This window comes from Tardiphaga sp. 862_B3_N4_1 (assembly GCF_051811085.1).
Lineage (GTDB): Bacteria > Pseudomonadota > Alphaproteobacteria > Rhizobiales > Xanthobacteraceae > Tardiphaga > Tardiphaga robiniae.
On sequence record NZ_JBPWQB010000002.1, the window covers coordinates 172786 to 196109 of the forward strand.

Consider the following 23324-nt stretch of genomic DNA (forward strand, 5'->3'; position numbering starts at 1 on the left):
TGGTTCTTCACATTCATGGTGTCCATCGATAGACCCAAACTTCGGAGATCGCCTGATCGTCCTGCATCAAAGAAGCGCGCAATTCGACCGGCGCCTTACTCTTGACCGGCATCTCGAAACTCAGGCGCCAGCCGCCGTTTTGCGGATTCCGCTGTGTTACGATATTGCGGATTTCAGCCTTTTCGGCCGTGACAACACCTTTGATCTTGGTGGGATCGATGGATTTGAGCTTGTCGCCAATCAGATCGAGCACAAATAGCTTGGTATCGTCCCCGCGCGCACCGATGCCGCTGCGTGAAAAGATCGCCAGCGCCGACGGCTTCGGTTGATCGGGCCCCCAATGCAGGCGGTAGGTAAACGCGAGTTCGCCCTTTGCTGGAAGCGGGTTTTTCGGACGCCAAAAGGTACCGATATTGTCGTGAATCTCTTCCTTGGTCGGAATTTCCAGCAGTTGCACCGATCCCTCGCCCCAATCGCCAATCGGCTCCACCCAGAGACTGGGGCGCCGTTCGAAACTTGATTCGAGATCCTGGTAGTCGGAGAAGTCCTTCTGCCGTTGCATCAGTCCAAAGCCGCGCGGATTTCGGTCTCCGAAAGAGCTGATCTGCAGATCGCGCGGGTTATGCAGGGGTCGCCAGAGCTGCTCGCCTCGCCCGTTGAAAATTGCCAGACCGTCGGAATCGTGCACGGCAGGGCGGAAATCGTCCACTTCCTTGCGGTCGTTCGGACCGAAGAAGAACATGCTCGTGATCGCCGCGAGGCCAGTGTTTTTTATTTCCACCCGCGGGTAAATGACCATTTCTACATCGAAAATGGTCGTATCGCCTGGCCGGATGGTGAACCGATAGGCGGCCGCGGCACTTTCACTGTCGAGCAACGCATGCACTACGATCGAGTTGGCGTTGGACGCCGGCTTCTCGATCCAGAAGGACTTGAACTGTGGGAATTCCTCGCCGGCCGCCTCGCCGGTGTTGATGGACAGGCCCCGCGCGGACAAGCCGTATACTTGGCCTTTGGCCACCGCGCGGAAATAGCTGGCGCCGAGAAAAACGCAGACCTCGTCATAGTAATCGGGCTTGTTGATCGGGGCATGCAGCCGGAAGCCGCCGAAGCCTAAGTCGGCGCCGGCCGGCGGGGGCGGCGTAGCGCCAAAGGAGAAATGCTCAGGTTGATAAGGGACTTGGGTCGCCTGGCCATTGGCCACTTCATAGATATCGACGCGATTGGTGTAGAACGAGCCACGATGAAAGAACTGCACCTCGAAGGGCAGCTTCTCGCCGCGCCACAAAGCCTTCTCCGGATTAAAGCGCAGCGCGCGGTATCGGTCGTAGTCCAGATCCTTGAGGGAGTCTGGCAGCTTGTTGTCTGGCGCCTTGAACGCCTTGGCGGCGGCTTCCCGCGCCATTTGCCGCACCACGGCGGCGTCGAACGGCACAGGCCCGGGAGCTGCGCGGGCGCTGCGCGGGATAATCGTCATCAATGGCAAAGCGGCCGAAGCGCCGAGAAGTTGTCTGCGGTTCAAGGTGTCTCCAAACGCCAGAGTGATATGCAATAACACGCGCTGCACCATCGAGTTCCGCGAGCTGGAACATGCAGCGCTCTGCGCTTGCCTTGATTGCCGGTGTTTCCCGACTCTACCTCACCGGTGTCAAATGCCAGTCGACGGCGCGCGAACTGACCATAGACGAGTAAAAATAGCGCTGTCCGGTTGTCGATAGACGTTGAATCACTCGGTCCACGCCGTGCGACGGCGCTAAGTCACCATTCAATGCGGTAGCCAATACGCCCCCTGCCGGATGACTCACGAAAACCCACAAGATCAGCTTTCAACGACGGACGCAGCGCTTCGACGATGCTGCATTGATCCGCATTAGTGCTGCCAATTTATCCCGCCGGTTGTTCATAATTCCCCGTCGCGTAGCCCGGTTTCTCGCATCGGCCGCCTGACACGCCACACCACTCCGCCCTGACTGCTGAGCTTGACCTCCGGTGAAAAAAATGGCCCGCCGAAGCGGGCCATCGTTGTTATCGGGAACGACCGTACAATTCTCGCTCCTTGCGCACCTGCCCCGCATCGTAGGGCGGGCTTGCCGGGTCATACCCGCTCCAGCCCGACTTCTCCCAGGCCACACGGCGATCATTGAGATTGACTGACGATGGGCTCATCAGCGCCTCGAGGCGCGCGCGATCGGCCTCGTTGACCTTTGCCGAGACCAACGTGCCGCCGCGGCGAACGCCTTCCGCGTAAAGCGGTGCATCTTCCTTGGAGACGCCAGCCTCGGTCAGAGCACCAACAATGCCGCCGGTTGCTGCTCCGGCGGCAGCGCCGACTGCCGTGGCGGCAAGCCATCCTGCCGCGACAACTGGTCCAAGGCCAGGAATTGCAAGCAGCCCTAGTCCGGCTAGAAGGCCCGCAGCGCCGCCGATCCCTGCACCGATTCCGGCACCGGTGCCGGCTGCTTCGGCGCGATCATCGACGCCATCACCGTCGCGGTCCTTCTTGCCGTCGAACCAGCCCTCGGAGTTGTTGGCCACGATACTGATGTCCCCATGAGGAACGCCGGCGGCCTCAAGGCTTCCGACAGCTTTCTGCGCTTCCGTATACGAGTCGTACAAACGTGAAATGGTCACGGTCATGAGATTACCTTCCGGTTACTTTGCTGCGTTGACGTTGCCCTGGAAATCGACGCTGATCGCACTGGTCGAGCCACCCTTGGTCGCTTTGCCGCGCCATACGCCGTTGTCGTCTTTTTTCAGTTCGGTGACGTTCGTGTAGCCAGCCTTTTCGATGGCACTCTTGGCCTGCCCCTCGGTGAAGGAGTTGCGTCCGGCGACCGGCGCATTGGAGTTCTTCTGCTCGCTGTTGACGGCATTGTTGCCCGGACGATCTTTTGCCGCCGGGCTCTGGGCATGGGCTACTCCCGAGATCAGGAGAGCGGCGACACAAATAGTCGAAACGCGTTTCATAGGTCCCTCATAGGTTGGTGTTTGGGATCCTCCAACAAGCTGTTAGCTGACGCGTTCCATTGATTGCCGAAAAAAGGCCTAGACCTACGATAGCGGCGCGACATCCCTTGCTTATGCCATTCTTTCCCGCAACGGCGGATCATATGGCCGGCTTGCGTGCCTTTTCTTGACTCACCGCCAAACCATGATCGGGAACTTTCGGCAATTGCGCGGATTGATTGACGCGTTTGCGTCTCGCAAATTTTGCAATTGGAGGATACGCCATGAAAACACTTTATCTCGCCGGTGCGCTAGCTGCTTTCGCTTGTACCTCGGCCTTCGCTCAAACGACGACGGTTTCCAGCGACTACTACGTGGTGCGCGATGCCACCACCAAGAAGTGCACAATCGTAGATAAGAAGCCAACGACCACGACAACGACGGTTGTCGACAACGGAACGTTCAAGACCAGAACGGAAGCCGAAACCGGCATGAAGACCATGAAGGTCTGCACAGAGAACTGACGCGCGTCAGCACCCGTCACCTCGATCGGTGACGGGTGCTTGTGCCGACCGGTCACGGTATCGCGGTTCCGATTAGCGAGAGTCGACGCGACTAATCGCAAGGATGCGCAATCGCATGTCCAGCACACGTCTCGCGCTTGCAGCACGTGTCGGCGCGGCTCGCGCCTTAGCGAATGACAGTGCCAGCCGCCTTCGCGCGTAGCGGAAAGCGGGACACGCATGAATCGATCACTCAATGGGTCCCGTTGCCGAAGTGCTAATCGAGTGAGCATCACGCCTCTGTTGCAATTTCAGGAGCACATCGATCGATTAAGGGAACCTTCGTCCGCGTGACACATCCCTCGCAGCGAGCGCCAACGCTAAGCGTCGTTCTAAGTTAAGCCTGCGATCTTCTATTGGCGGCTTGAAAATATTATCGCGAGCGACCACGCCTCGATGCTCGTCGGCTTGGATTGCATCGATGTTGCAATCTTCGAACGTGCAGTACGTGAAAGCGACGCTGGTGGTCCCCTCATCGAGCAGTATCTGGCATTTGACGAACTCACAGCAGTCGTATCTCAGGAAAACGGGACGCCCGCGAAAATCCAGTACCCTTCCCTGAAATCTCGTTTGGTAGATGACGTGTTCGTCCGCACCATTGTCTGTGTTCATTTCGCGCCTAGGATTTCTGTTTATAGTTCGGTCATGCATTAGTCGGCTATCGATCCCACTATTTTCTAACGTCAGAAAATCTGACCTTCCACCAGCTCATAGCGGTCAATCCCGGCATGGAGCGTCAGCCGCCTCGGCGATGTCGACAAACAATTCCTCCGACGCCGGATGCGCGTCCAAATCCCCGCGCTCTATATGCAGCTGTCTTCCTCCTCGGCAGCAATCGAGATACCAGGATTTCCCGCTCGTCTATTTCCGCCAGGGCTCATAATAGTCAGCACCACGCTTTCTGAATCACATCCAATAGTTATGATAGGTCATATAAGTCAATGTACTAACGGGTACAAACGTGGCGCGCGGTCCTCGATCACTCGGTTAGAAGCCGTTTCCCCGCCTTCCACACGGTCGATGGAAAATGTCGGGATAAAGCGGCAATTCGACGGAACGACCTTAAGCGTTGGCAGTTTTCACTCCGCCAACACCCCAGGAGGACGATCATGAAATTCATTTCCACGGCTGCCATTGCAATCGCTTCGCTGGCCTACTTCTCGCCTGCCCTCGCTCAGAATGGAGCGGCGGGCGGAGCCGTCGGCGGCGCAATCGTCGGTGGCGCCGTCGGCGGCCCTGTCGGTGCCGCCGTTGGCGCTGCCGCCGGCGCCACGGCAGGCGGCATTTCCGAGGCCAACCGTCCCCGCTTCCACAGCTACGTCACCGAGCGTCGTCACCCGTCATACCGGTATGACCGCGAGCTACGCGTCGGTGCCGTATTGCCCGACAGCGGCGTCACCTATTATGAAGTTCCGCGAGAGTACGGTTCCACTGCCTATCGCTACACGGTGGTCAACGATCGGACCGTACTGGTCGACCCGGGCACCCATCGTATTGTCGAAGTGATCGACTAAGCGCGCTTTTCGAGGCGGGCCGAAAGGGCCGCCTCGACCAGTTCGATGCGTCTTTGTGGGAGGATCATCTTGCCCATATTTCAATATTTCGTGTGGGTCGGCGCCGTACTGCTGGGAGTTCTATTTGCCATCGGCGAAAGCGACAGCTCTCCGACAAAAAGCTCCTCCGCAAAGGGCTGGAGGCCCACCGATTCACTGCGCAGCATGGCGCATCATCGTCAGCCGGAAGACCCGCCACGTGCCCGGGACGCGGCGTTTCGCATCGTCAAGTAATAGATCGGAGGCCCCAAGCCCTGTCTATTCAACGTGCCGTTCCTAGAGACTTAAGCAGGTCGTTGCTTTGTTCAGGAGTTGCTAGAGGTGGATGACTTCCAGCTAATGACGATCATAGCCGAGGCTATTAGCACTTGTGCTATCGAGAACCGCAACGGAGAAAAATTGCCGATAACGAGCGAGCAAGCGACCTGCGTCGCAAAGGTAGTGATCACGGCTCTCTCGCTGGCCGGTTTTGAGATCACGCCGATGGCAAAGACGGCCGGTCCAACCTAATCCGGCGCTGCCAGCGGTAGGCTGCACCGGATTGTTGTCCATCCGTCGGCACGGATGTAGTCAAACTTTCCTTCTAAGGCGCGGAGGCGCTCCTGCATCCCCGTCAGGCCCCGGCCGAATTTCGGCTCTAGGGGCGCCCTCGCACCATTATCGGCAACCTCGACCAGAATAGCTTCGTTCGTCACCTCGGTCTTCACGCTCATCTTAGACGCACCGGCATGTTTCAGGACGTTGGTGATGCCTTCCTGCAGCAAACGGTATACGGTCTGAGCGACCACACTGTCCGCCGTGACGATCCGGGGATCGATCTCGAATGTCACGGCCATTTCAGGCACCTGCGTGTGTACGTCACGCAAAAGCTTTTGGATGCTAGCATCGAGACCCAGCTCTTCGATGAGCATTGGTCGCAGCCGCTCAAGAATGCGGCGGTTGGCGATTTGCAAAGCCTCCACCGCCTGCAGCGCACGCTCCTCTCCCATGGACCGGTTGGTGCCGCTGCCGCAGTCGTCGATCATAGCAGTAACGTTAGCCCGGATAGCAAACAGAAGCGGACCAAGTTCATCGTGCAACTCACGCGAGATGTCACGTCGCTCCTCATCTTGGATGGAGATCATCCTTCGTAATAGACTTCGGTTCTCTGAACTGAGGCGACCGAGAGTCAAAGCAAGCTCGTTCACGGACAAGCAGCTTTCCCGAACTTCAGGGGGGCCGGAACAATCGACTTTCTTCGAGAAGTCACCAGTGCGGAGCCGTGCCAGCCCCTCAGTGAGATCGCGTAAGGGCTGCAGCGCTGCGCCAATCGTCACAAACGACAAGAGGCCGGCAAGCAATGCCATGCCGACGAGTGACCCGAGAAGCGAGAGAAAGCCGATCCATTTCTCGTAGACCTGCGCAGAGAGATCTGGTTCGAAAATAAGATCGCCGACCCGGCGACCTTGGACCAGGACGGGAATATGCTGCGCAAGGTCAGGCACGAACAGCGCTTTCACGAACCATTCCGGGACCCTGCCGGACGTCTTGCCCTGCTCCGGTGCATGCACCTCGCCATCACGGCGAAACCGGATCGCGTCCGCAGGTGTCGAACCGAGCTGATCGACGAACGCCGCAAGGATTGCGTCGGGTCTTGTGGAAGCCGCGAGAGCGGCGTTCAAACCCGCCGCGACGGTGATCGCCGACCGCGCCGATGGCTCGTTTTCCTCCAAAATTTGATCCGAGGAGAAAATCCATAGCAAAGCGAGGCCGGCAATCAGGGCGCTCAGAAACATGCCGCCCAGCAGCACGCAAATGCGTGCACGCAGCGACAAAGTCGTCCACATTGGAATCATTAAATTGGTCAACCCGGCACCATTCCTCTGGTCAAAGCGTTGAAATCCAATATGCATAGCATAATTGCGAGATTGTCCCGCCGATGGCACAGCCTGTGAAGCTCCTGATTGTCGATGACCACCCCGTCGTGGTGTCGGGCTGCCGTTCGCTGTTTGCGTCGGACCCTACAATATCCATCGATGAGGCGGTCGATGAGAAATCGGGGCACCGCGCCTATCTATCTAAACGGCCCGACGTGACGATCATCGACATCAATCTGCCGGATCTTTCCGGCTTCGAGTTGATGCGTCGTATCCGCAAGGATGATCCCGACGCGCGTATTATCATGTTCAGCATGAATGACGATCCAGCCTTTGTGGTCCGAGCCATCGAGCTCGGTGCCCAAGGCTATGTCTCTAAGGGCGACGATCCGCGCCTGCTCATCAAGGCAGTACGCAAAGTGGCTGCGGGTGAGAACTTCATTTCTCCGCATCTCGCAAAGACAGTAACGTTCTCAGGCGCTGCTATCCGGGCAAATCCGGCCACCAGCATGTCGGCCCGGGAACTGGAAATTCTTCGGCTCCTCGGCCGGGGCGACAAGATCGTTGAGGTCGCCGACGCGCTCGGCATCTCCTACAAGACGGTAGCAAATACCACGTCCCTACTGAAGCAGAAGCTGGGCGCACGGAACCACTCCGATCTTATCCGTATAGCCGTCGAGATGGGCTTAAATTAGAGTTCTTCACGATCAAGTCTTGGCCGCTTCTTTCGGCACAGCTCCCATCAGCCGCAGGCTTAAAGCCTAAGGACGAGGATCGACAAGTGGCTAGCGTTCCTATGACATGGGAGAACGTGCCGCCACAGTCTTGGGGAGGCGCGACGCCTGTCGCCGGATCCGCGCGAAATTCCCTGCGGAAACGCTGCTGCATTGCGTCGTGAGCGCAGCGCAGCGCAACAACAGCGCCAGGCGCGGAACGAGTGGCGGACGCTTAATCGCGTCCGCCGGACTTATCACCAATGATGACGATGACCGCGGCCGCGGCTCCAGCCGTAATGATGCCCGCGCCCGCGGGACCAGCCGTAATGATGTCCGCGTCCACCACGATGCATGTGGCCATGACCATGACCGTGGCCGCCCTTTATCTCGATCGCATCGCCCGAAGCTGTCATCGGCGCTAGCGGCATAGCGGCCACGGCCGCTCCACTTCCCGCCGTCAGCAAAAGGGCCGCGACCCCGGCGATCATCATCCGTTTCATATTGCTCTCCTTTGACCGCACCATGCGGCCGTTGACACAAATTCCCGGGCTGCGATGGGTTCCTGAGCTCGGCGTTACGAAGACAACTGCTGGCATCAGCGCGTCTTTTGGAATATGGCGCCGCCCGTATTGCTTCTTTTACCCGGAATCGTCATCCAAGAACGGAACCAAGAAACTGCTTTCGCTGTTGTTGCGCAAGACCGAATGAGCGGTCTCGACAGTGGAGGTCATAAAATGAATAGGAGATTGATGGGATCGGCTGCGGCCATTGCCTTGATTGCCACGACTGCTTTCGCTCTGGCGCAGGGCGGCGGCGCGAGCGGATCAAAGGGCGGCGATGCACCTGCCGCATCAGCACCGCGGGCCGGCGAGGCTCCTTCGACCAACATGCCCGCTGCAAAGGGGACGGCAAGTGACGGCAAGTCGATGACCGATACCAGGTCTGCACCTGATGCCAAGGCCGCCTCCGACCAGAAGGCAGCGCCTGCCAAACCAGCAACGACCGCCCAGGATAAGTCTGCCGTCGCTCCGTCGGATAAAGCCGGGACCTCTGCGCAAGAGCGCACCGACACCAAGGGCGCGAAGTCCGCGACGGACACCAAGTCGACAACTGATACCAAGGCTGCCACTGACGCGAAGACCGGCGACGGCAAGGCCGGCTCCGCGTCTACGACGGGCAATGCCGCGACGTCTGCAACCGTTGCCCTTCCTGCTGAAAAGCGCACGCAGATCACAAGTGCGATCCGGCAAGAAAAGGTCGAGGAAGTTCGCAATGTGAACTTCAACATCTCAGTAGGCGTGACGGTACCGTCTACAGTGCGCGTGCACCCGCTCCCAACGCGAGTGATCGAAATCTATCCAGAATGGCGCGGATACGACTTCATTCTGGTCAATGGTCGTTACGTTATCCTTCGACCGCAGACACATGAGATCGTCTACATCATCGAAGGTTAGGCCCGGCGCCGCCTTGTGGCGCTAGACACTCGTTCCTCGTTCACTCTACTGCCCCGGGTCCACATCCGCGGGCAGTTTTTTTTGACCTTGTGCGGATCAATGCAGCTACAGCGGAACGATTGCCACTTTATCCCGTTGGCGTCTCGGTTGAACAAGGGAGCTTGAAGATGAAGTTATCAACTTACGCATTTGCCGCTGCCGTCGTGGCGACCATAACTACCCCGACCTTTGCAAGTGCGCAGGACGTGCGCGTTCGCATCGGCGAGGATCACGGAATGTCCCGCGACTATGACCGCGGCTACCGCGGCCCTCGCGCGGAATATCGCCGCGATCATGGATGGCACCGCGGCTGGCGCAATCGCGACCGGGTGGTAGTGATTAAGCAGCGCCGTCATCGTTGGGATTGATCCTAGGAAGTGGCCCGCATGGGCCACCTCCTCCTTTTCTGACAAGGTTATCCGCATGACTTTTCTAAAGACATTCGATCGACGTGCAGCTGGCTTAATCATCTTCGCTGGTTTCATCACGTTAACATTTGCGACTCAGGGCTCCGCGGTGCCTAATGCCCCCGCAGGAGCTTCTGACGCGCTAATCGCATCAGGCAGAGCGCCTATGGACCAAGACGCCGCACGGGTTTCGCAAACTGCTGCCGATAGCGTGTGCGAAAAGCAAAACTGGCCATACTACTCCGAAGAATGCCTGCGCGGCGAAGGCGGCGGATCCACTCCGCGTCAAGTTCACCTACAACCGGCTGCTGTCGAGCCGGCGAAGCCGACACCTATCCTCGCCTCTACAAACACCGCCGAGCGCAAGCCAACTGAGTTCCGCCAAGTCACAGAAACGCCCCGCCGGCGTAAGATGCGCCAGACGCCGCACTATGCAAGCCGGCGCATTTCAAGGCCACAAGTGATGCAACGTGAGGATTCCGAGCAACTACCCTTGACCTGGTGAGCTTGCTACAGCGTTTGCGCGTAATGATTGTTGGGCTATTGAGCGTCACGTCATCCATGGGTGCCAAGAAATGTCGCGCCTGGCGCGCCCAAGCGCTCGAGCAATAAACTACCATCGCCTTGAATTTGCACGGCATGTTGTGGAAGGTCGCACCGGCAAATGGATTCAATAGTGTCAAACAACGAACGTCGAAGCGGATTTTCCCGTTTTTTTGGAGACCTTGCTAACAAGACTTCTCAACTCGCGGGTCGAGCCACGACGTTCATCGTCGCAGCCGCCGTCGTGATCATCTGGGCCGTGACCGGTCCTCTGTTCGGTTACTCGGACACGTGGCAGCTTGTCATCAACACTGGGACGACGATCGTGACGTTCTTGATGGTCTTTCTCATCCAGAACTCTCAGAACCGAGACAGCGCCGCCATTCAGGTGAAGCTAGACGAACTCATCCGAACGAGTGCCGCTCATAACTCATTCGTCGGCATCGAGCATCTGACCGACGAGGAATTAGAGGATATCCGGACCAAGTGCGAGGCACGCGCTGCTGCCGAGAAGGTCGGTGAAAGGACTGTGCAACGCATGGGCGAGAAAGCTCGCGAAGCCGCGGACGCCGCCGGGTCCTGATGGACGGATGATGCGGGTTCCGTCCTGGCTTCGCACCCCCTCATCGTAACTTTCGTCGTCGCCATGTCCATGCGCCGGCTCAGGACTAGACGACGCTCGGCATCCTGCCGACCCGTTCACGGGCCGGGGTGTCAAGTTCGCCGCAACCTACAACGAAGCAAGTTGGTCAATCCGCATCGGCTAGCCTCCGAACACGAACCGCAGGACTGTCACGATGGTCGCGGAAATGAGGAATGAAATCGCGAGCAGTGTCCAATTCGGCCTTGTGCTTCCTTGAGCCCATCCAGCGAGCATTTTCATGCCCGTCAACATTCGTCTTGGGGAAGCCGACGCAGGTGCGCTATGCCGAAGCTGGCGAGTTCTTCGGTATCGCTTTCTCGCGTTTCACCCCTCCTGTGCAGATAGCGCTCCAGCAGGCAGCGGCGGCTGTCCTGTGTATCGACGTCGGGATGCGCCGCCCTGTACACCGTCCATGCTGTCTCTGCCGCCCTTCTCACCGCCACTTCGTCAACCATTCTCGCTCCGGCGATTGCTTACAGTCGGTGCCAACTCAGCACGACGGCGAAAGTTGCCAGTTCTTCCCGAAACGTCGGCCATAGCGGAGAAGCGCGCGGTGTGTCGCCGTAAATTGACGTTCAATAGATCAGTACATTTTTGTCCCGCAGCCCGGACTGGGCATCCATTTGAAAGATGGTAGCTCATCGTTTTGCTCCTCGACGGCCCGGAAGCGCCGCCGTGGCGCTGGAGGCTAAGGACCGCCGCGAACGATCAATCAAGGAGACAGCAGGCCGATTCGCCGTTTGGACGCGAGGTCGTTTTTACCGCCCGAAGGCCATCCCGACGGGCGCCTTCGGCCACAATCATCTTTTTCCCGGTTGGGGAATACGTTGGAGGCCGAGAAGACACAAGCGAGCGATGAGGATGCGCCGCAGCCCCTGGCGGCAGGTAGAGCCACCGTCACTTAAGGCCGCGAGCCTCAACGCGTCGGGAACAATAAGCAATATTCGAGAGTTTGAAAACGCAGGGCAAAAAAGTCGATTCATGCAGCAGACGGCCGAGCGATGCTTTTGAATACAGCGGTGAGGACTGCAGGCTCTGACGGTAACAAAACGAGGAGAAGAACGATGAATGGTTTGATTTATCTGGTGGGATTAATCGTCGTCATCTTGGCCGTGTTGTCATTTTTCGGGCTGCGCTGAGATGGTTAAATCGATTGAACCTGCCGAAGCTTCCATTGAAGTCCCCTCAAGGTATTTGAGCTGGACGCCCGTAATCCTCGGTGCCCTCATAGCGACCGCGCTTTCGTCAATTCTGCTGGCCTTTGGCGTAGCGCTCGGACTTGGCGTTTCATCCACGGCTCCGACTTGGCGGGACGCCTCCGCTGCGCTTTGGATATTGTCGGGACTTTATCTCATTCTCCAAGCCGCGCTGAGTTTCGGAGTGGGAGGCTATATTGCCGGGCGGACAAATGTCGGTCTCGCTGCTTTGGATACCGCCGAAATTGAACAGCGCGATGGTCTACATGGACTCGCTGCGTGGGCGCTTGCCGTTGTTCTTGGCGTGGCGCTTGCGGCCTTCATTGGAAGCGCGACACTAACGCGGCCGAACAGTAACGGATCGTCAGCACGCACCAGCGCTGCGGAGCCTTTGCTAAGCTACGAGATCGACCGCCTGTTCAGGCCCTTGCGTCGCGCCGCAAACGTAGACCTTCTGCAGGAACGTGCGGAGGCGGGAAGAATTCTCTTGACCTCGTCGAGCCACTTGGGAATGAGCAGCGAGGATCGATCTTATCTTGCTCAACTCGTTGCCGCGAACACCGGTCTCGCCGGCGCAGAGGCGGAAAAACGGGTCGATGCCGCGATTGCAACCTCTCAAGCGTCGATAGCCAAATCTCGACGGAGTTCAGTGATCCTGGCCTTCTCCGTCGCGGCGGCCATATTGCTGGGCGCTGTGATCGCGGTGGCCGCCGGCAGCGTCGGCGGCAGCCACCGCGACGGCGCAGCGATGCCGCATTGGATGGGTGCTCGCGGATCTGGAGCTGCCTATCGACGTGAGGTCGCGTGAGTTAGGTGGAACGTAGTAGATCGAATTGAATGCGCCGATCTTCTCGCTAACCTTGCCTCGCAAGTCTTGTACTGAACAGCGGCTAAGGCGGACGACGGGGACTTTAGATTTCGCTTGGATTTATTAGGCCAAGCCGTTCGATGACGCGTATGACGCCTGTGGGCGAAACCTGAAGCAAGCCGTCTACGCGAGCCACATGCGGGCTGGAGGTCACTCACAGCAAGGCACTCAACCTCACAATGGCCGTGCGCCAAGACCGGCCGTTTCGCCGGTCGGGTGTTATAAGACGACGAGTTGCCTTTCGTTGCCGCGCGGATTCGCCACTGCTGACGGGCGCGATCTGGTGAACCCTCTAGTCGAGTAATTCTTGCTTAGACGCGGCTAGACCCATTATTTCGTTGCCTGCGGGCGAGCTACGCGGCGCTGAAGGTGAACTACATCAATGCCGGGGATTGGCTTGAGAAATTAATAAATTCCGCGCAGAACGCCTTGACTTAAAGCTGATGTCTGCTGTGTGGGCCCCTCCCCGCGGGCCACGATCTTTGGACCATTACAGATGTTGTGACGGCAAAGGCACCTCATTGTTTGTTAGTTGCTAGCGTAGTTCATATGGAAATCTTTCATTTTGCGGAGCTCTTCAAGAAGGATCACAAAGTTACTGCGGCACTGGCCGGAAGATCCACTCGCGCCACACGGTCAGTAGTGCTGCCATAATGACAGGCCCTAGGAATAAGCCGAACAGGCCAAATGCAGCAATACCTCCAAAGATACCAACAAATGCTAGAAGAAAGGGAAGTCGCGCCGAACCACCGACCAGAGTGGGCCATACGAAGTGATCGCCAGCAAGCATAACGATCGCACCCCATAGAAACACCCCAGCGGCCGCAAACCCACTGCCTTCGCCGGAGACCAAAACTAATGCCGCCGCGGTGAAAGCCAACCAGGCTCCGAACGGTAACATCGCGAATGCTATGGTTATTATAGTAAATATCACGGGGGTCGGTACGCCGGCGACCAAGAATCCGACACCAATAAGCAATCCTTCGCCCACAGCGACGAGAATTGTGCCGTTGACCGTGCCGCGCGTCGCTTCGACCATTTTCTCGACGAGTCCCTCTCCTGGATCGCCGATAAGGCGGTCGCACGTCTCGAGGAAACGGCTCGTGACAGCGCGACCATTACGGAGGAGGAAATACAAGGTCAGAAGTGAGAACAGCAACAGAAAAAGACGATGAAGCAGCTGTGAGCCGAATGTTTTAAACAACTCCGACGCATTATCCGCGTTAACAGTTTGAAGCCATGCCGCTGCAGCTTTTGGATCCGAGAGGTTGGCGCGCCACCAAGTTTGCAGAGTTTCCGCAACGAGCGGTAGACGCGCGACCCAATCCGGCACCTCAACACCGCTCTCGCGGGCTTGCTTTAGCCACCTCACAAGAACGTCGCCTTGCTGCGCGATTTGGTAGATGGCAAGTGACAGTGGGGTGAACAGCACCAAAGCCACGATTGCGGTGAAGATGAACGCTGCCAGACTTGAATGACCTGACGAAAAGCGCCCCGCAAACTTAAGGTACAGCGGCCACAGGGCAACTGCGAGAATGGTGGCCCATATCAGGGCCGGCAGAAAAGCTGAGGCGGTCCATGTCCCGAGGCCGAAAAGGACCAGGGCAAGCACGACCCGGGAGTTCCTACGCGCGTCAGCTCCTAAAGGTAGCGGCTTTCGCTCTGCTTTGGGTGACGCTTGTTCGATGTGCACCATCCGTCGCTTGCGCAACGCTTCCGTTCCGGCCTTTTCTACCATCCATCACGCCCCCGTTTATCGGGGAAGAACAAAAAAGACTGTCGTTCAGTTCCAATCGGGAAAATGTTGCAATGCCATGAACGAGCACCGGATTTCGATTCTGAGGGGCGGACGTTCGAACCGCTCCGAGGCCAACATGAATTGCCCAACAAAATTCAGCTACTTCGCTCGGTATCGGCTTCGTTCTTTTGCGGATTTACGTGCTGCATCTCGTATTTGCTAAACCCCTTCGATTTCGGGCTTTCCCTTTTAGTCACGATGAGTGCACGCAATACGGTATTAGCGAATCGCTCTATGCGCGGTAACGTCGTCGATGCGGCAAAATGCTGTGACGACACCTCCTGAAAACCAATCCATCCTGAGGTTCGCCGAACGGCCCGATGCCCCCAGGGCTAGGGTTCGAGCGCGTGGCGGGGCCGTCTTCGTGGTTGTCGACGGTCCCGCTGTTCGTGCGCGGCCGCTATCGTCTCGTCAGCAAAATAGAACTGAACCTCTGCGACAGCTCGCCGCACCTATGAAGGCCAGCAACACAGGAGGCCATCATGCCAGTCGCACTGAAGCAGCCAACGCCCTCGATCGTCACAGCACCCACAACGTCGCCTTGGATGCATCTTGTCTGGTTCGGGGCGGCCGGACTGTTCGTATCGATCCTTGCAATGACCTACGGCTTGGATCTCAGCCCGGGTTTCTTCTGAGCAAAGGAGAACCGCCGGGGGACTGGGAAACCGGCGGATCGATATTTCAGTCAGTTCGCCGCAATCAGCCGACGCGCAGGTTTTCTGCCGACGTCTTTCCGCGGTTTTCCTGCTCTTCATAGCTGACCTTGGCACCCTCGTTGAGCGTGCTCAGCCCCGCCCGTTCCACGGCCGAAATATGCACAAACACGTCCTTGCCACCTGTGTCCGGCTGAATGAAGCCGAAGCCCTTGGTCGCGTTAAACCACTTTACGGTACCAGTCGCCACATCGCTCTCCCTACGGCTATCGGCACAACGTCGCATGAAGCCACCGAGAGTCAAGAAGAGCACGCACGAGAGACTAGGACGGCGAGTTATCGAATGTGGCCACGCCTGCCTCTATGACCTCGATTTCATTCTCGACAGCATCCAGCGGCACGCGAAAATCGAAACCGGTCCGGCTTCGCAGGTCCTTAGCGATGCGCTTTCGATGATCCAGCAGACCGACCAGCGCCGCCCGATCACCAACCTGGATGTATGCGCTGACGATAAGCTCGATTTGCTGATGCCACTGCCGCCTCCAAAGAAAACCCGCCGGGTCGCTCCGGCGGCTCTGTCGTTTCGTCTACCAGCTAGCAGTAGGCATTACAGTGCCGCTTGAGATGAAGCTATCGGAGGAACCTTAAAGAAGGATCCCGACCGCAGTGCGGTGATGATGCGGTCGATGGTTTGGACCGCGCGTTTCGCGACACAGGCCGGCTGTGGTATTCGCCATCCGCTACCATGCAGTTGTCCTGATCGACGCCTTCTTGCATCGGCAAGAATTGCTGGAGTGACGCCCGGCCCAAGCAACGGAAGCCGAGAGGCTTCCGCGCTCCTGACCAAAAGGTGGTGAGTTCACGATGCCTACTATCGTCGGAGCACTTGTTTTCTGGAACACGGCATTGCTCATAGGGCTTAATGCCGCTCGGAGAGCCGATCGTAATTTTCTTTCACTATCGCTCTGAGGTCAGAGTAGACGTCTGATCGGGATGACCCAGCCGCAAGATCACGGAACGCCTGACTGAAGGCTTTCGTCTTTTCACGGACCATCAGATCAGCCTCATTCCATGCGGCCGTCCCGCCCAGCATAAAAACTTGCATACGCAATGCGACGACCCGGCTTGCTTCGAAGCCGAGAAGGGAAGCTTCGGTCATTGCGACGAGAGTAGATGCAAACATGTTGGCTCCCAGCTTATGAGCTCCCGTTCAAACGGGACGGGACTACGTTGGAACATCTCCTATTCAGCATCGTTCCCTGCAGTTGCACCGGTGGTCGTGCGGCCGGCGCCGCGCGCCGCATTCAGCGCTGTGACGGCGATTTCTCGAAGTCGATCCCGGGGAAAGTTCAGCCGAAGCATAGCCTGGAAGCCGAGTTCGTAGTTGCCAAGGATCTCCCGCTCGAGCGCTAGCGCAATCGCTTCAATCTGAGCGGGGGAAGGCGGCGGATCTGGAACGTCATCGGCTGGCAACGTTTTGGTGTAACCACCCGCAGCGAGGAGCGCCTCAGCCATCAAGACACCTATCTGGACGCTCAGCGCGCCTAGTTTCAACAAACCGTCGACAATATTGCGAGCAGGATCGTAACTCATCTGTCTACCAATGGCGCCGCCGCGCCATTGCTGCTCCGAAAAGAAAAGCAACTAAGAGGGCCCCCAATGGCGCGTCCCGTGTGACCTTTGCCAGAATGTCTAACGGTCTGCCGGGCTTGCGACCCTCGTCGATCGCTGTGCTGACCCGGTCGGCGGCGTCTTTGACGCCGTCGATGACGACATCTTTCAAATCTTCGGCCGGCTCTGCAGGTGGTAGCGTTTTGTCAGTCATGTCGTGATCTCCTCGCTGCAGCAGCACAAGCTTGCGATCCGGCATATCGTTCCAAACAGTCTCGGAACTGTTCTCCAACATTCGCTTTGAACCGGCTCAACAGGGAGCTCGATCATGTCATCCACAGCCGTCGCGATATTAATCTCGGCAATTGTCGCAATTTCAGCGCCTGCTTTCGCCCAAGGTGGTGGAGGTGGCGGCGGGGGAGGATCTAGCGGCGGCTCGGCGGGTGGCAGCGCGTCTTCAGCTGGCGGCGCAGGATCGTCTGGCGCTGGTGCCGGCGGAGCTACGGGCGCTGCCAACTCCGGCAACATCGGGACCGGCAACATCAACAGCGTCACCGCGGCGCCATCGTCCTCAACCAGCTCGCAAACCTACGGACAGTCGCCGGCTGGCGCGGCTGCGACGAACTCGCTGAGCAGCACCAACACGGGCGTGATGGCCAATCCGAACGCTGGGCCGCCTTCTTTGAGAAATAGCGGCGCCAGCGTCGCTCCGGCCGGCCGGGTTGGGGACAAAACTCCGAGCCAAGATGCGAAGTGAGGCCGCGCACCAGCAGCCGCCTGTTTCCGAAGTTTCAGTTCAGACCATGCGCGGTAGCAGTCATACCCAGCGCTTAATCGACGTGGTGATTGCAGTCGGCCGCTAGCAGGCGAAATTCCCAGCGCCGACCAGGATTCACCAGCAAACATTCACGGGCACAATCCGCCAACCCCAACGGGTCCAAACCTGTCGATGACGAAGACACGGGTCACGCCAACCCGGACCCCAACCGCCAATGCCCCAGCCAGCGCTCGCCAGGCCCAGACCAAATCCCGCGCCGACGAACGCCGGCCCCCCCAGCCGCCGCGCCATCCACCGCCGCGCCACTCACCTCCATGCCATTCACCTCCGTGCCAGCCGCCGCCACCATGAAACCCACCGCCGCCGAAACCGCCGCGAGCCGAAGCATCGGTTAGTGGAAGCAGGCTCATGGCGGCAACAGCAACTGCAAGGATTACTGTTTTCCGTAACATCGCCTGTCCTTTCCCGGTCATGGTCGCTCCCGGGACAATGACGCAGTTCGGGCTGTTTTGTTTCAGGTGACGGCGGAAGCGATGGCCTGGTTTCCAAGGGCGGCGGTAGCAGAAAGAGCCGGTGAATGTGATCGCTTCTCCCCGGTCCTGCACCGGGCGCTCGGCTGTGTCGGTGACAATTGCGGACTGGTTCGGCGTCGGTGCCTATCCGGCGTCTTGCGGAAGATCGCTTTTGCGACGGATCAAAACTGCCCCAGCTGAGTTTTTTATGGCTAACAGCACAGGAGATGAATATGAGCGTGGAAGGTAAAATCAAAGAAGGTGCCGGCTTCGTCAAGGAAGAGCTGAACGAACACGGCAAGGACGCGGAGAGCAAGAAGAAGGCCCAGCAAGGTCGCGACCTCCGCAACGAAGGCCGTGTCGAAGATGGCAAGGCTCCGAAGACGACACCGCCCGGCTCCGGTCATCCGGAAAAATAATGTCGGCAATTATCGAGAAAGCCCGCCCTCTCCGGGGCGGGCTTTTTGCTGCCTATCCGCATCGGCGCCAGTTGCCGAGCGGTATTTAGCAATAAAACGCTCCACAACAGAAACTCGGATAGCTGACGTAAGGTTGGAGTGGACTCGGTCGCGATCTATCCGCCTAGTCAGTGTTAACCGAGAGATACCTTCTTCGCTCGCAATCTCTGTCAACGCGTCCCAAAAGGCATCCTCGAGGCTAACGCTCGTTGACGTCCCGTTAGTTCGGGTGAAAGTTTGCTTTCGTGGCTTTATAGGTTTCCCCAGGTTAGCCATAGCGATTGATCCCCTTAGTGCGCGCAAAGCGGAGCTACGCCCTTCAGCTCCAACATCTCTCCATCGATCGCACCGCACTCCGGCTTTCTGGCTGCCTATCGCCGACCTCAATTGCCATGAGACGGGAGGACGGCGACACGCCCGAGTAATGCAACCAGCTCCGCCTGCCGCCTTGTTTGAGTTTTGACGAACAGAGAGGCCAGGTGTGAGCGGATTGTCGTCCGGCTCAGACGCCGGGAGCGAGAAATATCAAGCAAATTATGACCACGCGCCAATTCGACTGCAAGCTGGCTTTCCGCGGCTGTAAGGCCGAACAAGCGCCGCAGCGCCTCAGGCGTCGGCTCTGGATGAGCGTCAAGATCGAGCAGAATGATGGTGCTGGTTTCATCGGTCCAAACATTGATCATCTGGCTTACAAGCCTGGTGACGCCTTCCCTGAAGGAAGTCGCGAGCCATGATGTCGAGCCAACGGGAATTTGCGCTCCCGCGCGATTCACGAGTTGCTTGACGGCGCGATAGAGTGTTTCCCCGCTCGCGGCGCCACATTCGCGTTCCAATATCGCACGACCGATTGCGCTCACGTCAAGCAAACCGCCTCGTTTGAGTAGAACTTGCCCGCAGCCAATTCGCGCCAGGACCGCGTGTAGTACGTCACGTTGTCCAGCTAGGTCAGGCTTCTTGTCTGGATCAGCATCCGACCTGACGAGGGATGCGCGATTGGAAATGTTGAAGATTGATTCCCTGCATGGATGAAGGGATGCAATTGCGGCAGGCAATGCGGCACTCTGGGTCAAGTTCAACATTGCGTTTTCCCTTTGCCTATTACGTCGTTTGAATGACAAGGCTTGATCGAGCCAAGAGCATTCCGACGTCAACGAGCCGTGTAAATGCTCCGCACGGAGTAATCCGACTGCACACCTCCCCGAAGCCTCGCAATCTAGTGCTCCGACTGACACAGAAAAATAGGAAGAGCGATGCAGAACCTTGCTCCCTTCTGCGCTAGGCGTCGGGCTAGAAGGCTCATGCACACTCGTACCCCATTGTGGCTACCCCCTGTGCCACGGGCGGTGCGACGTTTTCGCAAAGCGAACTAAATCTCAATAGAAGTATTGTACGCGGTTATTGGATGATGGGATGTGTTATGCGTATGCTCATTTTCGGTATCGCATTGTTGTTTGACGCGGACGCGTCGGCTCAGCCCATCCTTGCCCGTGAGCCCCACACCCTGCCCCCCTTTGCTGTCGTCTATGTCCAGAACAACAGCTGTAGTTACGGCAAGGTGCTGAGGGTCGTCGGCTCCCTCAAAGGCCTCCAGCGCAAACGTACTTGCGTTTCTGTGAGCTCCGCTCATGCAGAATTCTAATGCCCACCTCAAGGATCGCGCCAATCGCTGTGCTGGTTGCCTGGATCATCGCCGTCGCGGCTGCTGGCATTTTTCTAGTACGACTATGAGCATTACGCTTCTGCCGCGAACCGAGCGAAGTACTTAAGCGCATATGCCGGGAACGGGTTAGATGGCCGCGCGTACCAATGCGTTGCTGTCGTGACGAGAAACCGGCAAAACCGCCGCGTCCATCATCCCCGTTTTGGCCGGTTGTCACCCGGCGTATGCGTCAGACAATTCAGCCAAAGTAGAATAGTTTCTTGCTTTAAGATCAAAGAGCCACGACTTACCGCGATCGAGGAGCTAGACCCAAGGAGTGCCGTAGTAATCATTGAGCGAGGCAACTGCCATGCCGACGAAGGTCCGCTCTCCCTCATTGACGCGGTGCAGAATCCGCTTGGCGATGACGCATCGGTTTTCGTGACTGTCAAGGCAACGAGGTAAGGTCTCGCACGCTTTGGCATGCCAGTGGAGCAAGTGATTGCGAAGGTGCTGCAGTCCGGCTACTCGCTGATTTCCAAGCTCGAGGCCGACGATGGCCGATGGGAAGTTGAAGGCATCAAGAACGGCAAGAGGACGAACTTTCACGCCGACCCGAAGAGTGACGTAATCATTGCCAGAAGCTGGCCGACTAATCTCCGCTGCTGTTCTTCGCTTTCCCTTTCTTTTTAGGTTTCAGCGCCTCAGCTTGAGCTCGGAACGCTTCGGCTAGATTGTGCATGCGTTCAGCGTGCTCGGTGTCTTCCGAGCGCAGAGCTACAGCCTCGGCTTTCTTAGCCTGCTTCCTGAGCGACTTCGTTGGTTTCATCCCACATTATATCGCGGCGCGCCCTTTAAGGAACGATGTTCCCTGACGTTGCTTGTTGGAGCAGCCGGACACCATCTCTCCAAGGTCGATAATCCGGTGAGGCCCGACGACATTGCCCCCGATGACGTCGGGCCGAATTATTGCGAGGTACCCCCGCTGCTCGATTGATCTCAAGCGCAATTCACTTTTCAGACTGACCATTTCTGATAATTTGTCACCGCTATGCCACAGACCCAAACGCCGATCTGTCCGAAATGCGGATCTGTCACTGCTTGGCTGCGGTCTACTCCGGCGGACAAGGGCATGGTCATCCATGCCTACGAATGTCCAAAGTGCAGCTTCATCCATGCCGCTGTTGGGCCAGATCCAGTGATCCAGGCCGAGGGCTGGTTGAACGGCGAGCTGCGACCGCTGGAGAAATAACCGTGACAAGGCGCCTGCTTGCGAAACCATGGGATACGGAAGACGTCGCCAAGCTGAAAGAGCTAGTCGACAGCGGAGCGTCTGCTCTACGTGCCGCAGCGGCGCTCGGCCGGCCCATTACGTCAGTCAAAAGGAAGGCGTGCGATCTGGGGATTTCGCTGCCAAGCGTCCGCAAGGTAAGGGCGGACCTGCGAGCCAAAGGCGCTATCGAAGACCTTCGACACCGATAGTCTGTGGGAGAAGCCTGAGCGCTTGACCGGAACTAATCCGCAACAGGACGTTTGAATCTGCCGTTCAGTTGCGGATTTGAGTTATGCCATGGTCGACGCGTTTTCCAGACCCCATTGCCCTCCCCGCTGGCGGTAAACTGGCCACCCTGCAGGATGCCGGCGAATACATCACCCGCCTGCCGAAGCAGATGCACGACGCCCCACCGTGGCAGAACGCAATGCACGTGTTGATACAGGCCGCCGAGTACGACGGGCCGATCGAGTTCGCACGCCTCGGCATGTTGCAAGCACTCTTTCCAGGAGGCACGCCGGTTTACCACTCCGTCGACAAGGATCCGAAGTGGCGCAACCGCTACAAGCTCGTGAGGGATCAATGATGCGCGACATCGACACCATCAACGACGCCATGGATGACGCTCGGGCCGTCTTACACAGCTCATGTGGCCGGGACCGCGGAGCCCGCAATTCGTCTTACAACGCATGCTCGAAATACTTGACCACGAAGACGTGAGCGCTGCACAGGAGCGGCTGCGCAAGGGCTACGGGCGCCTTCGGCTCGTGGAATAAAAATGGCCAGCTGTCCCTCAGGATAAGTCCGGCCATAGTAAACTAAAGTCTAGGTGAACGTTCCTGCGGCTGCTTATACCAATTTCGTGGAAGTCCTGCATTTGCAGGCCTACGCATTGAAATACCAAGCAGGTGAGCTTTGCACACAGTTGCCGCTCGCGTCCGTCCCAACTCTCTGGAAATATCGTCAGGAGATCGGCTGCCAGCCGGATCTCGTAACTTTGCAATATCATCATCGGTCCACACCCGATATTCGTGCGGCATTTCCATCCTCCATACCGACGCTACCTTCCCGGCAAAAAAAGATTATGCGCCGCAACATGGCGGTTCAATCATATTTTCGGTCTTGCTTGCTGAGGGCCAGACTCACGTCTGCCAAAGGTGGAGAGCGCATCGAATTGCGCAAAAGACCACTTTCGAGATTGTGGATCGATTAGTAGCGCTGTGCCGAGTGCGTCGATGGCTCTGACGACGCCCCAACGAGAAGCGATCGCAACGGCTGCACGACTGAGAGCGATATCTCGAAGGTGCGAAGAGTTTGCGAAATTCGGCGGGTATCGATCAGTGTCCGACCGGCTAAATGCTCTGGCGGTGAAATACCAGGAACGAGCGCGGAGAGTTGAGGAACGCGCCGGAGTGTACTTAAATGGGGGCACGCCTGACGACAGGCCGTCGTTCAGTTTGCGGAGAAGGCGCCGCCGTTGTCCTGAATGACTGCCGACTGACCTTCTGCGATCGGCCACCGTCTGTCCAACAACTCTCGCACCTCTTGCCGGACCACTTCCGTACCCGAGTAGTAACCAAGGCAGAGGCCCGCATATCCGCCGATCAGAAAACAAGCGAAGCAAGCCATTAATGTTATCCACATCGCAGGGCCTCCATGCTTCATGGACCTTAGCTCTTCGCCGCATGTACACGAGCTTCGACGTCGAAACGGTATTCTCCCCGCCCGCAGCCGGCGACGTCAATGATAACCGGATTTCTGTCTCAAGTCGCTTAGTTTCTCGCCGGCTGAGAATCGCTCCGTAAACAAGACCGGGTC

Annotated in this window: 27 protein-coding genes; 13 read left to right on the top strand and 14 right to left on the bottom strand. The window is 57.9% G+C overall.

Going from position 1 to position 23324, the window contains the following annotated elements:
* Nucleotides 1-13 precede the first annotated feature (13 nt).
* The 3 genes from AB8B02_RS18115 to AB8B02_RS18125 all read right to left on the bottom strand — a co-directional run bounded on the left by AB8B02_RS18115 (nt 14) and on the right by AB8B02_RS18125 (nt 2967).
* On the bottom strand, nt 14-1477 hold the full coding sequence (locus tag AB8B02_RS18115; RefSeq protein WP_309943909.1) for a glucan biosynthesis protein G: 1464 nt from the start codon (nt 1475-1477) through the stop codon (nt 14-16).
* Between the two features lie 548 nt (nt 1478-2025).
* On the bottom strand, nt 2026-2637 hold the full coding sequence (locus AB8B02_RS18120) for a hypothetical protein (RefSeq protein ID WP_068738739.1): 612 nt from the start codon (nt 2635-2637) through the stop codon (nt 2026-2028).
* Between the two features lie 15 nt (nt 2638-2652).
* Complete coding sequence (locus tag AB8B02_RS18125) at nt 2653-2967, bottom strand: hypothetical protein (RefSeq protein WP_068738741.1); 315 nt, start codon at nt 2965-2967, stop codon at nt 2653-2655.
* Between the two features lie 263 nt (nt 2968-3230).
* Between AB8B02_RS18125 and AB8B02_RS18130 the strand changes: the two genes are divergently transcribed.
* The 3 genes from AB8B02_RS18130 to AB8B02_RS18140 all read left to right on the top strand — a co-directional run bounded on the left by AB8B02_RS18130 (nt 3231) and on the right by AB8B02_RS18140 (nt 5572).
* The gene (locus tag AB8B02_RS18130) at nt 3231-3470 is read left to right on the top strand and encodes a hypothetical protein (RefSeq protein WP_439064753.1); all 240 of its coding nucleotides are present in this window, start codon (nt 3231-3233) and stop codon (nt 3468-3470) included.
* A 1148-nt stretch (nt 3471-4618) separates the two neighbouring features.
* A complete protein-coding gene (locus AB8B02_RS18135) occupies nt 4619-5023 on the top strand; it encodes a DUF1236 domain-containing protein (RefSeq protein ID WP_068738747.1) in 405 nt (134 codons plus the stop codon).
* Between the two features lie 360 nt (nt 5024-5383).
* The gene (locus AB8B02_RS18140) at nt 5384-5572 is read left to right on the top strand and encodes a hypothetical protein (RefSeq protein ID WP_139069975.1); all 189 of its coding nucleotides are present in this window, start codon (nt 5384-5386) and stop codon (nt 5570-5572) included.
* On the opposite strand, the gene AB8B02_RS18145 is transcribed toward AB8B02_RS18140, so the two are convergent.
* A complete protein-coding gene (locus tag AB8B02_RS18145) occupies nt 5569-6954 on the bottom strand; it encodes a histidine kinase (protein WP_439064754.1) in 1386 nt (461 codons plus the stop codon). The two genes, AB8B02_RS18140 and AB8B02_RS18145, sit on opposite strands and share 4 nt — an antisense overlap.
* Before the next feature lie 26 nt (nt 6955-6980).
* Here AB8B02_RS18145 and AB8B02_RS18150 point away from each other — a divergent pair, with 26 nt between their 5' ends.
* Nucleotides 6981-7613, top strand: a complete 633-nt coding sequence (locus AB8B02_RS18150) for a response regulator transcription factor (RefSeq protein ID WP_081422136.1) — start codon at nt 6981-6983, stop codon at nt 7611-7613.
* A gap of 253 nt (nt 7614-7866) precedes the next feature.
* Here the strand turns inward: AB8B02_RS18150 and AB8B02_RS18155 are convergent, their stop codons facing one another.
* A complete protein-coding gene (locus AB8B02_RS18155; RefSeq protein ID WP_286144418.1) occupies nt 7867-7995 on the bottom strand; it encodes a hypothetical protein in 129 nt (42 codons plus the stop codon).
* A 343-nt stretch (nt 7996-8338) separates the two neighbouring features.
* On the opposite strand from AB8B02_RS18155, the gene AB8B02_RS18160 reads away from it, so the two are divergent.
* The 3 genes from AB8B02_RS18160 (at nt 8339) to AB8B02_RS18170 (ending at nt 10660) form a co-directional block, all read left to right on the top strand.
* Nucleotides 8339-9088: a DUF1236 domain-containing protein gene (locus AB8B02_RS18160; protein ID WP_439064755.1), complete on the top strand. Its 750-nt coding sequence runs from the start codon at nt 8339-8341 to the stop codon at nt 9086-9088.
* Between the two features lie 167 nt (nt 9089-9255).
* A complete protein-coding gene (locus AB8B02_RS18165; protein WP_081422159.1) occupies nt 9256-9495 on the top strand; it encodes a hypothetical protein in 240 nt (79 codons plus the stop codon).
* A 703-nt stretch (nt 9496-10198) separates the two neighbouring features.
* Nucleotides 10199-10660, top strand: coding sequence for a low affinity iron permease family protein (locus AB8B02_RS18170; RefSeq protein ID WP_068738758.1), 462 nt, complete (start codon nt 10199-10201; stop codon nt 10658-10660).
* Between the two features lie 305 nt (nt 10661-10965).
* On the opposite strand, the gene AB8B02_RS18175 is transcribed toward AB8B02_RS18170, so the two are convergent.
* Entirely contained in the window at nt 10966-11175 is a 210-nt protein-coding gene (locus AB8B02_RS18175; protein ID WP_439059625.1) for a hypothetical protein, read from the bottom strand.
* 685 nt (nt 11176-11860) lie between these two features.
* On the opposite strand from AB8B02_RS18175, the gene AB8B02_RS18180 reads away from it, so the two are divergent.
* Entirely contained in the window at nt 11861-12724 is an 864-nt protein-coding gene (locus tag AB8B02_RS18180) for a hypothetical protein (RefSeq protein ID WP_439064756.1), read from the top strand.
* Between the two features lie 655 nt (nt 12725-13379).
* On the opposite strand, the gene AB8B02_RS18185 is transcribed toward AB8B02_RS18180, so the two are convergent.
* Nucleotides 13380-14522, bottom strand: coding sequence for an AI-2E family transporter (locus AB8B02_RS18185; protein ID WP_439064757.1), 1143 nt, complete (start codon nt 14520-14522; stop codon nt 13380-13382).
* A 542-nt stretch (nt 14523-15064) separates the two neighbouring features.
* Between AB8B02_RS18185 and AB8B02_RS18190 the strand changes: the two genes are divergently transcribed.
* On the top strand, nt 15065-15217 hold the full coding sequence (locus AB8B02_RS18190; protein WP_158596709.1) for a hypothetical protein: 153 nt from the start codon (nt 15065-15067) through the stop codon (nt 15215-15217).
* Nucleotides 15218-15281: 64 nt separating this feature from the next.
* Here the strand turns inward: AB8B02_RS18190 and AB8B02_RS18195 are convergent, their stop codons facing one another.
* Nucleotides 15282-15485, bottom strand: coding sequence for a cold-shock protein (locus AB8B02_RS18195; RefSeq protein ID WP_068738889.1), 204 nt, complete (start codon nt 15483-15485; stop codon nt 15282-15284).
* A gap of 34 nt (nt 15486-15519) precedes the next feature.
* Here AB8B02_RS18195 and AB8B02_RS18200 point away from each other — a divergent pair, with 34 nt between their 5' ends.
* Nucleotides 15520-15858 (top strand): hypothetical protein, encoded by a 339-nt coding sequence (locus tag AB8B02_RS18200; protein WP_439064758.1) that lies wholly within the window; start codon nt 15520-15522, stop codon nt 15856-15858.
* Nucleotides 15859-16154: 296 nt separating this feature from the next.
* Here AB8B02_RS18200 and AB8B02_RS18205 read toward each other — a convergent pair whose 3' ends face one another.
* From AB8B02_RS18205 to AB8B02_RS18215, 3 genes are read right to left on the bottom strand one after another with little or no spacing between them, the layout of a single operon-like run.
* The gene (locus tag AB8B02_RS18205) at nt 16155-16418 is read right to left on the bottom strand and encodes a hypothetical protein (RefSeq protein WP_147421558.1); all 264 of its coding nucleotides are present in this window, start codon (nt 16416-16418) and stop codon (nt 16155-16157) included.
* 59 nt (nt 16419-16477) lie between these two features.
* Nucleotides 16478-16828, bottom strand: a complete 351-nt coding sequence (locus AB8B02_RS18210; RefSeq protein WP_439064759.1) for a hypothetical protein — start codon at nt 16826-16828, stop codon at nt 16478-16480.
* Between the two features lie 4 nt (nt 16829-16832).
* Nucleotides 16833-17060, bottom strand: coding sequence for a hypothetical protein (locus tag AB8B02_RS18215; RefSeq protein WP_068738890.1), 228 nt, complete (start codon nt 17058-17060; stop codon nt 16833-16835).
* A 1309-nt stretch (nt 17061-18369) separates the two neighbouring features.
* Between AB8B02_RS18215 and AB8B02_RS18220 the strand changes: the two genes are divergently transcribed.
* A complete protein-coding gene (locus AB8B02_RS18220; protein ID WP_068738891.1) occupies nt 18370-18555 on the top strand; it encodes a hypothetical protein in 186 nt (61 codons plus the stop codon).
* Between the two features lie 9 nt (nt 18556-18564).
* Here the strand turns inward: AB8B02_RS18220 and AB8B02_RS18225 are convergent, their stop codons facing one another.
* Both AB8B02_RS18225 and AB8B02_RS18230 read right to left on the bottom strand, forming a co-directional pair.
* Nucleotides 18565-18870 carry a ribbon-helix-helix domain-containing protein gene (locus AB8B02_RS18225; RefSeq protein ID WP_439059630.1) on the bottom strand — a complete coding sequence of 102 codons (306 nt, stop codon included), beginning with the start codon at nt 18868-18870 and terminating at the stop codon, nt 18565-18567.
* A gap of 107 nt (nt 18871-18977) precedes the next feature.
* Nucleotides 18978-19673: a helix-turn-helix transcriptional regulator gene (locus tag AB8B02_RS18230; protein ID WP_439059631.1), complete on the bottom strand. Its 696-nt coding sequence runs from the start codon at nt 19671-19673 to the stop codon at nt 18978-18980.
* A 1043-nt stretch (nt 19674-20716) separates the two neighbouring features.
* Between AB8B02_RS18230 and AB8B02_RS18235 the strand changes: the two genes are divergently transcribed.
* Nucleotides 20717-20926 carry a PepSY domain-containing protein gene (locus AB8B02_RS18235; protein WP_439064760.1) on the top strand — a complete coding sequence of 70 codons (210 nt, stop codon included), beginning with the start codon at nt 20717-20719 and terminating at the stop codon, nt 20924-20926.
* Here AB8B02_RS18235 and AB8B02_RS18240 read toward each other — a convergent pair.
* Nucleotides 20886-21062 carry a hypothetical protein gene (locus AB8B02_RS18240; protein ID WP_199711949.1) on the bottom strand — a complete coding sequence of 59 codons (177 nt, stop codon included), beginning with the start codon at nt 21060-21062 and terminating at the stop codon, nt 20886-20888. The two genes, AB8B02_RS18235 and AB8B02_RS18240, sit on opposite strands and share 41 nt — an antisense overlap.
* A gap of 736 nt (nt 21063-21798) precedes the next feature.
* Here AB8B02_RS18240 and AB8B02_RS18245 point away from each other — a divergent pair.
* Nucleotides 21799-22092, top strand: coding sequence for a hypothetical protein (locus AB8B02_RS18245; protein WP_120286813.1), 294 nt, complete (start codon nt 21799-21801; stop codon nt 22090-22092).
* Nucleotides 22093-23324: the final 1232 nt, after the last annotated feature.

Bases quoted from the DNA above. Each gene is read 5' to 3' on its own strand.
- AB8B02_RS18115 (WP_309943909.1), bottom strand. From the start codon at position 1,477: ATGACGATTATCCCGCGCAGCGCCCGCGCAGCTCCCGGGCCTGTGCCG.
- AB8B02_RS18120 (WP_068738739.1), bottom strand. From the start codon at position 2,637: ATGACCGTGACCATTTCACGTTTGTACGACTCGTATACGGAAGCGCAG.
- AB8B02_RS18125 (WP_068738741.1), bottom strand. From the start codon at position 2,967: ATGAAACGCGTTTCGACTATTTGTGTCGCCGCTCTCCTGATCTCGGGA.
- AB8B02_RS18130 (WP_439064753.1), top strand. From the start codon at position 3,231: ATGAAAACACTTTATCTCGCCGGTGCGCTAGCTGCTTTCGCTTGTACC.
- AB8B02_RS18135 (WP_068738747.1), top strand. From the start codon at position 4,619: ATGAAATTCATTTCCACGGCTGCCATTGCAATCGCTTCGCTGGCCTAC.
- AB8B02_RS18145 (WP_439064754.1), bottom strand. From the start codon at position 6,954: ATGCATATTGGATTTCAACGCTTTGACCAGAGGAATGGTGCCGGGTTG.
- AB8B02_RS18150 (WP_081422136.1), top strand. From the start codon at position 6,981: ATGGCACAGCCTGTGAAGCTCCTGATTGTCGATGACCACCCCGTCGTG.
- AB8B02_RS18155 (WP_286144418.1), bottom strand. From the start codon at position 7,995: ATGGCCACATGCATCGTGGTGGACGCGGACATCATTACGGCTGGTCCC.
- AB8B02_RS18160 (WP_439064755.1), top strand. From the start codon at position 8,339: ATGAGCGGTCTCGACAGTGGAGGTCATAAAATGAATAGGAGATTGATG.
- AB8B02_RS18165 (WP_081422159.1), top strand. From the start codon at position 9,256: ATGAAGTTATCAACTTACGCATTTGCCGCTGCCGTCGTGGCGACCATA.
- AB8B02_RS18170 (WP_068738758.1), top strand. From the start codon at position 10,199: ATGGATTCAATAGTGTCAAACAACGAACGTCGAAGCGGATTTTCCCGT.
- AB8B02_RS18175 (WP_439059625.1), bottom strand. From the start codon at position 11,175: ATGGTTGACGAAGTGGCGGTGAGAAGGGCGGCAGAGACAGCATGGACG.
- AB8B02_RS18180 (WP_439064756.1), top strand. From the start codon at position 11,861: ATGGTTAAATCGATTGAACCTGCCGAAGCTTCCATTGAAGTCCCCTCA.
- AB8B02_RS18185 (WP_439064757.1), bottom strand. From the start codon at position 14,522: ATGGTAGAAAAGGCCGGAACGGAAGCGTTGCGCAAGCGACGGATGGTG.
- AB8B02_RS18190 (WP_158596709.1), top strand. From the start codon at position 15,065: ATGCCAGTCGCACTGAAGCAGCCAACGCCCTCGATCGTCACAGCACCC.
- AB8B02_RS18200 (WP_439064758.1), top strand. From the start codon at position 15,520: ATGAAGCCACCGAGAGTCAAGAAGAGCACGCACGAGAGACTAGGACGG.
- AB8B02_RS18205 (WP_147421558.1), bottom strand. From the start codon at position 16,418: ATGTTTGCATCTACTCTCGTCGCAATGACCGAAGCTTCCCTTCTCGGC.
- AB8B02_RS18210 (WP_439064759.1), bottom strand. From the start codon at position 16,828: ATGAGTTACGATCCTGCTCGCAATATTGTCGACGGTTTGTTGAAACTA.
- AB8B02_RS18215 (WP_068738890.1), bottom strand. From the start codon at position 17,060: ATGACTGACAAAACGCTACCACCTGCAGAGCCGGCCGAAGATTTGAAA.
- AB8B02_RS18220 (WP_068738891.1), top strand. From the start codon at position 18,370: ATGAGCGTGGAAGGTAAAATCAAAGAAGGTGCCGGCTTCGTCAAGGAA.
- AB8B02_RS18225 (WP_439059630.1), bottom strand. From the start codon at position 18,870: ATGGCTAACCTGGGGAAACCTATAAAGCCACGAAAGCAAACTTTCACC.
- AB8B02_RS18230 (WP_439059631.1), bottom strand. From the start codon at position 19,673: ATGTTGAACTTGACCCAGAGTGCCGCATTGCCTGCCGCAATTGCATCC.
- AB8B02_RS18235 (WP_439064760.1), top strand. From the start codon at position 20,717: ATGCCAGTGGAGCAAGTGATTGCGAAGGTGCTGCAGTCCGGCTACTCG.
- AB8B02_RS18240 (WP_199711949.1), bottom strand. From the start codon at position 21,062: ATGAAACCAACGAAGTCGCTCAGGAAGCAGGCTAAGAAAGCCGAGGCT.
- AB8B02_RS18245 (WP_120286813.1), top strand. From the start codon at position 21,799: ATGCCATGGTCGACGCGTTTTCCAGACCCCATTGCCCTCCCCGCTGGC.